Here is an 8,813-nt window from a genome sequence, read left to right on the forward strand (position 1 = left end):
GGCCAGGGCGCCCCGGGTCAGGTGCAGGCCCTGACGGTTGGCGCGCTGCTGTAGCCAGCCTTCGAACTTGTCCGCATCAACCGGCCAGACCGGGACGTGGACGCCCTTGCCCTGAAGTTCCTTGTACCATTTACGCCGGGTCTCGGCGGCATCGAGGCGGGTGCTGATCAGCAGGAGGATAATGTCTTCGGGAGGCTGCTGGAGTACCTGTTCCAGCACCGAGCGGCCATCGCCAAGCTTGCCCGTGGGCAGATGGATCTCGATCCGTCGCTTGTCGGCGAACAGGGACATGGCATTGAACTCGTCTGCCACCGTACTCCAGTTCAGTTGATGGTCAGCGTGGAAGGTCAGGCGATCATGGAAGCCCGCTTCCCGTGCCGCCTTGCGAATCTGGTCGCAGCATTCCTGCACCAGCAGGGGCTCGTCTCCGGAAACCAGGTACACCGGAGCCAGGCCTTTTTTGAGCAGTTGCGGGAGCTGAGCCGGTTGGGTCTTCATGGCTGATCGGCGTCGGGTTCTGGCGGTGGATTGTTGGCCCGATAGTCCTCGCGGATTGCCTGGATCCGGGCTTCCGTCATCGGTGCCAGGCGGAACAGGATCTGCTGGGCCAGACGGTCGTTCATACGCTGCTCCAGCTCGTCCTGTTCCCGTTGCTTGGCCAGGATATTGGTTTCATCGTACCGGTAGCTCTCCCGGACGCTCAGCTCGGTGTCTGCGATCAGCGGAACGCGGTCGTCGGTGATCAGCTCGATGCGCACCGCCTGGGTCAGGGTATATTCGGCGGCAGCCGCCCGGACGGTGATGGCCGAGGCGCGACGATCCTGGGAGAAGGACTTCAGGTCCAGGACATAGGCTGCATTGGTGGCTTCTGCGGTTTTAATACCGCCGAGTTCCAGTTGCTCTTTCAATGACAGGCAGAGGGTGTCCGGGATTTGTGAGCCGCATTTTACGGCCAGCGGCTGCAGTGCCGCCGGCACCGGCGAGGTGCCCCGCAGCTGAAAACCGCATCCGGCCAGTACGGCGGCCAGCGCCAGCGCGGTAGCCCGAACAGCCACGGTTTTCAGGGCAGGGCGGAATGCCATATCAGTTGGCCACCACGTTCACCAGCTTGCCGGGGACCACGATCACCTTGCGAACGGTCTTGCCCTCGGTAAAGCGCATAACGTTCTCGTTCTCCAGTGCCAGCTTTTCCAGATCCGCCTTGGCAATATCTGCCGGAACGTCTTCCTTGGCCCGAACCTTGCCGTTGACCTGCAGCACCACCTGGATCTGGCTGCGTACCATCGCCTTCTCATCCGCCTCCGGCCAGGACGCCTCCACCACCGGCTCCTCGTGCCCCAGGCTGTGCCAGAGCTGGTGACAGACGTGGGGGACGATCGGAGACAGTACCAGCACCGCAGTGTCCAAGGCCTCCTGACGAACTGCGCGACTCTGGGGCTCGTCATCACCCAGCTTGCCGACTTCGTTCAGCAGCTCCATCACGGCGGCAATGGCGGTGTTGAAGGTCAGCCGGCGGCTGATGTCGTCACTGACCTTGGCAATGGTTTCGTGGGTCTTGCGGCGCAGATCCTTCTGGGCGTCGTTCAATGCTGCCACGTCCACAGCCGGAGCCGGGCCGCCGGCGGTGTGCTCGTTCACCATCCGCCACAGGCGCTTAAGGAACCGGTGGGCCCCCTCGACGCCGCTGTCGGACCACTCCAGGGACTGCTCCGGCGGAGCCGCGAACATCATGAAAAGGCGCACGGTGTCGGCGCCGAACTCGTCAATGATGGCCTGGGGATCGATGCCGTTGTTCTTGGACTTGGACATCTTGGTGACGCCACCGATCTCCACCGGCTCACCGTCGGAAGCGAGTACTGCACGGACCACCTGGCCCTTGCTGTCCCGCTCGACCGTCACATCCGCCGGATTGAACCAGGTCTTGCCACCGTTCTCGTCGTTACGGTAGTAGGTTTCGGCCAGCACCATGCCCTGGGTCAGCAGGCGCTTGAACGGCTCGGAGCTGTTCACCAGGCCCACATCCCGCAGCAGCTTGTGGAAGAAGCGGGCATACAGCAGGTGCAGGATGGCGTGCTCGATACCGCCGATGTACTGGTCAACCGGCAGCCAGTAGTTGGCCGCCGCCGGGTCCAGCATACCCTTGTCGTAGTTGGGGCTGCAGAACCGGGCGTAATACCAGGACGACTCCATGAAGGTGTCGAAGGTATCGGTTTCCAGGGTCGCCGGCTGGCCATTGAATTCAGTCTTGCACCACTCCGGATCGGCCTTGATCGGAGACTGGACACCGTCCATTTCGACGTCTTCCGGCAGGCGAACCGGCAGGCGGTCATCGGGCACCGGCATTTCAGTGCCGTCTTCCAGGGTCATCATCGGGATCGGTGCGCCCCAGTAACGCTGGCGGGAAACACCCCAGTCACGCAGGCGATAGTTCACGGTGCGCTTGCCAATGCCGTTGTCTTCCAGGTACTTCGCGATCTCGTCGAAGGCTTCCTCGCTGGTCAGCCCGCTGTACTTGCCGGAAGACACCAGAGTGCCCTTCTCGGTAAAGGCCTTCTCCTGGACATCGATCTCGCGACCATCCCGGGCAGCAATGACCTGCTTGATCGGCAGACGGTATTTCAGGGCAAATTCGTGGTCCCGCTCATCATGACCCGGCACCGCCATCAGGGCGCCGGTACCGTAATCCATCAGCACGAAGTTGGCGATCCACACCGGAATTTCTTCCTGGGTCAGCGGATGAACGGCCTTGAAGCCGGTATCGATACCTTTCTTCTCCATGGTGGCCAGCTCGGCCTCGGCCACCTTGCTGTTACGGCACTCATCCACGAATTCGGCGACATCACGGTGACGCTCCGCCGCTTCCTTCGCCAGCGGATGCTCGGCGGCAACGGCCATGTAACTCACGCCCATCAGGGTGTCCGGACGGGTGGTATAGACCGTCAGGCCTTCATCACGATCCTTCAGCGGGAAGCTCAGCTCGGTACCTTCGGACTTGCCGATCCAGTTCCGCTGCATGGTCTTGACCTGCTCAGGCCAGCCATCCATGTCTTCCAGATCGTTCAGCAGTTCCTCGGCATAGTCGGTAATGCGTATGAACCACTGGGGAATCTTCTTCTGCTCCACCAGGGCACCGGAGCGCCAGCCCCGGCCGTCAACCACCTGCTCGTTGGCCAGCACAGTCTGGTCCACCGGGTCCCAGTTCACGGTGGACATCTTCTTGTACACCAGGCCCTTTTCATAAAGACGGGCAAAGAACCACTGCTCCCAGCGGTAGTAATCCGGATCACAGGTAGCCAGCTCCCGGCTCCAGTCATACCCGAAGCCCAGCTGCTTGAGCTGCTTCTTCATGTAATCGATATTGGAGCGTGTCCACTTGGCCGGCGCGGTCTTGTTGGCAATGGCGGCGTTCTCGGCGGGCAGGCCGAAAGCATCCCAACCCATGGGCTGCATGACGTTCTTGCCTTGCATGCGCTGGTAGCGGGAAATCACGTCGCCGATGGTGTAGTTACGGACGTGGCCCATGTGCAGCTTGCCGCTGGGGTAGGGGAACATGGAGAGGCAGTAGTACTTGGGCTTGCCCGGCTCTTCCTTCACCTTGAAGGTTTCGTTCTTCTCCCAGAATTCGCGGGCGGTCTGTTCTACTTCACGTGGGTTATATTGCTCGTCCATTCCTGCCATTACCAAAATTACCCTGTGTTCAGATAGAGGTTCGAAGGGGCCGAACATTCTAACGCACACGGGGCTTAACAGGTAGTCTGCCAAATTCCTCTCTATGTGCCAGACTTGTGGTTATGGGGGAAGCCGCTGGTGGCTGGGGCTGTCCAGGACACGCCGTGAATACGTCCGTGTAGGCTTGAGCGCAGCATCCTTGCTGCGCACAGTCCTGGACAGCCCCAGCCACCAGCGGCCCGGACCAATGTGAGGGCATTCAAAAAAGGCTACGGGATCGCAGGGAGTATGGGAGGCAGGGCGTGGGTGGGGGACTGTCTGCAGCATGGATGCTGCAGTCGAGCGTACAGGGACGTATTCACAGCGTGTCCCGGAACGCTCAACCACGACCTGACTCTTGCTCCCAAAGCCCGAATTTCAAGCGCTAGAGCGAGGTCACGATCGATGACAGAACCAGAACGCAACCACCTATCAGGCAAGGCCCTCGAGGCCTACGACCGGATGCTCGAGCGGGTGCAGACCCGCATGAAGGAACTCCAGGAAACATCCCTGGAAACCTTGGACGAGGAAATCCAGAAAGCCGTTGAATTCGAGTACGAGCTGGAAGAAATGACCCGGGAAGAGGCCGACCTGCTGGGCGCCTACCTGGAGCGGGACCTGAAACACCTGATGCACTTCGTGGACGAGACCGGTGAAGGGCTGAAGGAGTGGTTGCAGCTGGATATCTCCCTGCTGGAGCACCAGCTGGCGGACAGCCTGCTGTCGGTGGCCGACCAGACTCTGGTGGATACCCTGGAACTCCGGCAGAAACTGGAAAATGATGACGCCGGCCACTACATCTCCGGCGAAGTCGCCACCGCCGGCATGTTCCGGTGCCTGAACTGCAGCCACATGCGCTGCCTGACGGCGACCAGTCATCTGGAGCCTTGTGAGGCCTGTGGCTCGCATTACTATGAGCGGGTGACCAGTCGGTGGCCGCGGAAGACGGAGTAGCGGTTCCAAGACGGGGTCAGAAGAGCAAGTTCTTCAGACCCCTGTGCCACGTCTAACTCAGGGGTCTGATGAAAGCTTTCATCTGACCCCATTCTGGCTTTCAACTCGGGGTCAGAAGAACGAGTTCTTCAGACCCCTGTGCCCACCTTCACCCCGCGCTCTTGGGAATCACCCGCTCCCGCACAAACACAATCAGAATCGCCGCCAGCGTCAACACCGGCCAGGACCCCGTCTGCATATACGGCGTACTCCCGGTCGCGGTAAACACCTCCCCGGTCAGCGTTGCCCGCTCGAACTGCGGAATCCGCTCGGTAATCTCGCCCTTCTCGTTGATGATCGCGGTCACCCCATTGTTGGTGCCGCGCAGCATGTAGCGGCCGGTTTCCAGGGCGCGCATGCGGGCGATCTGCAGGTGCTGCAGGGGGCCGATGGAATCGCCGAACCAGCCATCATTACTGATGGTCAGCAGCAGCCCGGCGCCGCGGCTGTTGAAGGCGACGAAATCCGGGTAGGCCACTTCGTAGCAGATGAACGGCATCACATTGATGCCGTTGGCCGTCAGTGGCTCCTGCCATTCGGGGCCCTTGCTGAAACTGCTCATGGGCAGGTCGAAGAAGCCGATCAGGCCACGGAGCAGGCCTTGTAGCGGCACATATTCGCCAAAGGGCACCAGCTTCTGCTTGTGGTACATGCCACCACCGTTGCCGATGGCCATGATGCTGTTGTGGTAGGTAAAGTCCTCGATCCGGTCACTGAAGCCATACCAGGGAATGCCGGTGATCAGGGTGCTGTTTTCCCCAAGCTCCCCGTCAATGTGCTCGATGATCTTGCCAGCCTGGTCCTGGGTGATCGGGATCGCGGTTTCCGGCCATAGAATCAGGTCGGTGTCCCAGTGGTCCTCGGTCAGGGTCAGGTAGGTGACGATCTGGTCCCGGAGGAAGTCCGGATCCCACTTCACCTGTTGGGGAATATTGCCCTGCACGGCGGCGAAGGTGGTGGGTTGGTCGCTGATCTCGGTCCACTCGATCCGGTTCATGGCCGGAGCGGCGACCCAGGGAATCAGGGCAAGGCCCAGCACCGCTCCGGATGCTATCCGGCGTTGGCGCAGGAACAGCCAGCCGGCGGCATAGGCGGCAACGCCGGTGACGGTCACCCAGAAGGTAACCCCGTGCACGCCGGTCAGCGGCGCGAGCCCGGCGAGGGGGCCATCGGTATGGGCGGTGCCCAGGTAAAGCCAGGGAAAGCCGGTCAACAGCCAGCCCCGCAGCCAGTCGCCAAGGATCCAGATAGCCGGGAACAGGATCAGCCGGCGTACCGCGCTCTCTTTGGCCAGTTTGCCCCAGAACCAGAACGCCAGGGCGTGGAACAGCGCCAACCCCATGACGAACAGTACCGTCAGCAGGATGGCGATCGGGATGGAGGTGTTACCGTGCTCGCTGATGCTGATATAGACCCAGCTGGCACCGGTGGCGAACAGCCCGAGACCGGTAAACCAGCCGGCCCGGAACAGTTGGCCGGGGGCGGCAGGAATGGTGACCAGGAGAATCAGGAATACCGACACCGGCCCCAACCACCACAGATTGAAGGGTGCGAAGGTCAGGGTCTGGAGGGCACCCGCAACAATGAGGGTGAGGGCGCCCAGCCAGGGAATGCCGTTCAGCGGGGTACTCAGGGTGGTGTGGGTGGCGTTACTGCTCACTTCGGTTTACCTGCAACAGACGAATGACACGGTTATCGGCGTTGGCAATAGTAAACTGCAAGCCACCGAATTCAACCGTTTCACCGCGTCTGGGCAGGTGACCGAATTCTTTCAGAACCACGCCACCGATGGTATCGAACTCTTCTTCGTCCAGTTCGGTCTGGAAGAATTCGTTGAAATCGTCCACCGGCGTAACCGCCTTGACCGCAAAGGAGCCATCGCCCCGGGCCTTGATGTTGGTCTCCTCGTCGAAGTCGTGCTCGTCCTCGATTTCGCCAACAATCTGCTCCAGCACGTCCTCGATGGTGATCAGGCCGGCGGTGCCGCCATACTCGTCCACCACGATGGCCATGTGGTTGCGGTTTTCCTTGAACTCCTTGAGCAGCTGGTTCAGACGCTTGCTCTCGGGCACGAAATTGGGCGGGCGCAGGATTTCCCGGATGCGGTTCCAGTTCAGTTCATTGTTCATGGCCAGGGGGAGCAGATCCTTGGCCAACAGAATGCCGATCACATCATCCTGGCTGTCGCCGATGACGGGGAAACGGCTGTGGGCAGAAGAAATGATTTCCCCGAGGAATTCCTTTGGCTCCTGGGAGGCTTTCACGGTGACCATCTGGGAACGGGGGATCATGATTTCATCGACCCGCATGTCGATCACCTGCATGGCACCTTCGATGATGCTCATGGCATCGACATCGATGATGTTCTGGGACTCCGCGTCCCGCAGGATTTCCAGCACGTCCTCGACGGACTCAGGCCCGCTGGAGAAGGCCTGTGATATACGCTCCAGCCAGGACTTGTTGCCCTGACTGCGACTCGACTGATCGTCGCTCATGAGTCTTGTTCCGTTTCCTCTGCTTCGTAGGGGTTATCGTATCCAAGCTGTTTCAGCAGCCGGATCTCGAGGCCTTCCATGACCTCGGCATCTTCATCTTCGATATGATCGTAGCCCTGCAGGTGCAGAATGCCGTGCACCACCATATGGGCCCAGTGCGCTTCGATCGCTTTATGCTGCTCGCCGGCCTCTTTTTCAACAACCGGCGCACAAATAACGAGATCTCCCACCAATGGCACCGTTATACCCGCTGGCGGCTCAAATGGGAAGGACAATACATTGGTCGGTTTGTCCTTGCCACGGTACTCGTGATTCAGCTCCTGGCTCTCAAGAGCACCGACTATACGGATTGTCACTTCGGACGGATTCTCGGCCAGCCAGGCAGCCTGTGCCCATTTCTGGAACAGGGCCTCGTCGGGCACGCCCTCGCCGTCATACACGTTCTGGAAATCAACCGTCAGCTCACTCACTGGCCTGTGGCACTCCCGTCATCAAAGGAATCGTAGGCCTCGACAATCCGCTGCACCAACGGGTGGCGGACCACGTCTTTGGCATCGAAGCGGGTAAAACCGATGCCAGAAACCTTGCCCAACACATTGGCGGCATGGATCAGTCCCGAATTCTGCCCACGGGGCAGGTCCACTTGGGTAGTGTCGCCGGTGATCACTGCTGTGGAACCAAAACCGATCCGGGTCAGGAACATCTTCATCTGCTCCCGGGTGGTATTCTGGCTCTCATCCAGGATGATGAACGAGTTGTTAAGCGTCCGGCCGCGCATGAAGGCCAGCGGCGCAATCTCGATCACGCTCTTCTCGATGAGGCGGGTGACCTGGTCGAATCCCAGCATTTCATAGAGTGCGTCGTACAGCGGACGCAGGTACGGGTCCACCTTCTGGGCCAGGTCCCCGGGCAGGAAGCCCAGTTTCTCTCCGGCCTCAACGGCAGGACGAACCAGCAGGATGCGCTTCACCTGTTCGTCTTTCAGCGCTTCCACCGCACAGGCTACCGCCAGCCAGGTCTTGCCGGTACCAGCCGGGCCGATACCGAAGTTCAGATCGTGGGTGCGGATGTTGTGCACATACTTCTGCTGGTTCCGGCCCCGGGGCTTGGCGGTCAACTTGGGGGTCTTGATGACCGTCACCTGGCCTTCATCGTAAGGCACGTCATCGGGGAGGCGCTCAATGCCGGTCTCCCGGATGAACAGATGCACTGTATCGGGCGGGATATCGTCGGTAGCCTCGGTTTCCCGGTACAGGTGGCGGATGACCTCCACGGCGGCGGCGACATGCTCGGTCTCGCCCTCGACGCGGAAATGATGGCCCCGGCGGCCGACTTTTACCTGAAGGCGTTTTTCGATCATCTTCAGGTTTTCATCGAACTGGCCGCACAGGGTCCCCAGGCGGCGCTGGTCTACCGGGTGCAGGTCGAATTGTCTTGTGTCGTGTGTGTTCAATCTTGCTCCGTTTTTACTCCCCTGGTTTCCTGGGGAGTCAGCTGTTCTGAATTTTGGAGTAGGTCCGGGGAGCGGGGCCCCGTTCACAGACACGCTACGAGCACGTCCATGTGCGCTTGTTTCGGGCCGTCCTTGGCCCTCAACAGTCTGTGAAAGGGGCCCCG

General features: G+C 60.5%; 8 protein-coding genes. 1 reads left to right on the forward strand and 7 read right to left on the reverse strand.

The window, feature by feature from the left end; genetic code table 11:
• The 3 genes from holA to leuS all read right to left on the reverse strand — a co-directional run.
• Positions 1 to 498, reverse strand: a 498-nt coding sequence (gene holA, locus ACESMW_RS17625) for a DNA polymerase III subunit delta (RefSeq protein WP_372988291.1), incomplete at its 3' end; no start/stop codon positions are given.
• Positions 495 to 1,082: an LPS assembly lipoprotein LptE gene (gene lptE / locus ACESMW_RS17630; RefSeq protein WP_372988292.1), complete on the reverse strand. Its 588-nt coding sequence runs from the start codon at positions 1,080 to 1,082 to the stop codon at positions 495 to 497. The genes lptE and holA, both read right to left, overlap by 4 nt.
• Before the next feature lies 1 nt (position 1,083).
• The gene (gene leuS, locus ACESMW_RS17635) at positions 1,084 to 3,669 is read right to left on the reverse strand and encodes a leucine--tRNA ligase (RefSeq protein ID WP_372988298.1); all 2,586 of its coding nucleotides are present in this window, start codon (positions 3,667 to 3,669) and stop codon (positions 1,084 to 1,086) included.
• Positions 3,670 to 4,113: 444 nt separating this feature from the next.
• Here leuS and ACESMW_RS17640 point away from each other — a divergent pair, with 444 nt between their 5' ends.
• Positions 4,114 to 4,662: a zinc ribbon-containing protein gene (locus ACESMW_RS17640; RefSeq protein ID WP_372988293.1), complete on the forward strand. Its 549-nt coding sequence runs from the start codon at positions 4,114 to 4,116 to the stop codon at positions 4,660 to 4,662.
• 148 nt (positions 4,663 to 4,810) lie between these two features.
• Here ACESMW_RS17640 and lnt read toward each other — a convergent pair whose 3' ends face one another.
• Genes lnt through ACESMW_RS17660 form a run of 4 tightly spaced genes read right to left on the reverse strand, consistent with a single transcriptional unit; the run spans position 4,811 to position 8,649 of the window.
• On the reverse strand, positions 4,811 to 6,361 hold the full coding sequence (gene lnt / locus ACESMW_RS17645) for an apolipoprotein N-acyltransferase (RefSeq protein ID WP_372988294.1): 1,551 nt from the start codon (positions 6,359 to 6,361) through the stop codon (positions 4,811 to 4,813).
• Positions 6,351 to 7,196, reverse strand: coding sequence for an HlyC/CorC family transporter (locus ACESMW_RS17650; protein ID WP_372988295.1), 846 nt, complete (start codon positions 7,194 to 7,196; stop codon positions 6,351 to 6,353). The genes lnt and ACESMW_RS17650 overlap by 11 nt, the downstream gene beginning before the upstream one ends.
• Positions 7,193 to 7,666 (reverse strand): rRNA maturation RNase YbeY, encoded by a 474-nt coding sequence (ybeY, locus tag ACESMW_RS17655; protein WP_372988296.1) that lies wholly within the window; start codon positions 7,664 to 7,666, stop codon positions 7,193 to 7,195. The genes ACESMW_RS17650 and ybeY overlap by 4 nt, the downstream gene beginning before the upstream one ends.
• On the reverse strand, positions 7,663 to 8,649 hold the full coding sequence (locus tag ACESMW_RS17660; RefSeq protein ID WP_372988297.1) for a PhoH family protein: 987 nt from the start codon (positions 8,647 to 8,649) through the stop codon (positions 7,663 to 7,665). The genes ybeY and ACESMW_RS17660 overlap by 4 nt, the downstream gene beginning before the upstream one ends.
• Positions 8,650 to 8,813 lie beyond the last annotated feature (164 nt).

Origin of the sequence: Marinobacter sp. (assembly GCF_041690455.1) — a bacterium.
GTDB lineage: Bacteria > Pseudomonadota > Gammaproteobacteria > Pseudomonadales > Oleiphilaceae > Marinobacter.

Excerpts from the sequence above, each read along its gene's own strand:
- lptE (WP_372988292.1), bottom strand. The coding sequence starts at position 1,082 with ATGGCATTCCGCCCTGCCCTGAAAACCGTGGCTGTTCGGGCTACCGCG.
- leuS (WP_372988298.1), bottom strand. The coding sequence starts at position 3,669 with ATGGACGAGCAATATAACCCACGTGAAGTAGAACAGACCGCCCGCGAA.
- ACESMW_RS17640 (WP_372988293.1), top strand. The coding sequence starts at position 4,114 with ATGACAGAACCAGAACGCAACCACCTATCAGGCAAGGCCCTCGAGGCC.
- ACESMW_RS17650 (WP_372988295.1), bottom strand. The coding sequence starts at position 7,196 with ATGAGCGACGATCAGTCGAGTCGCAGTCAGGGCAACAAGTCCTGGCTG.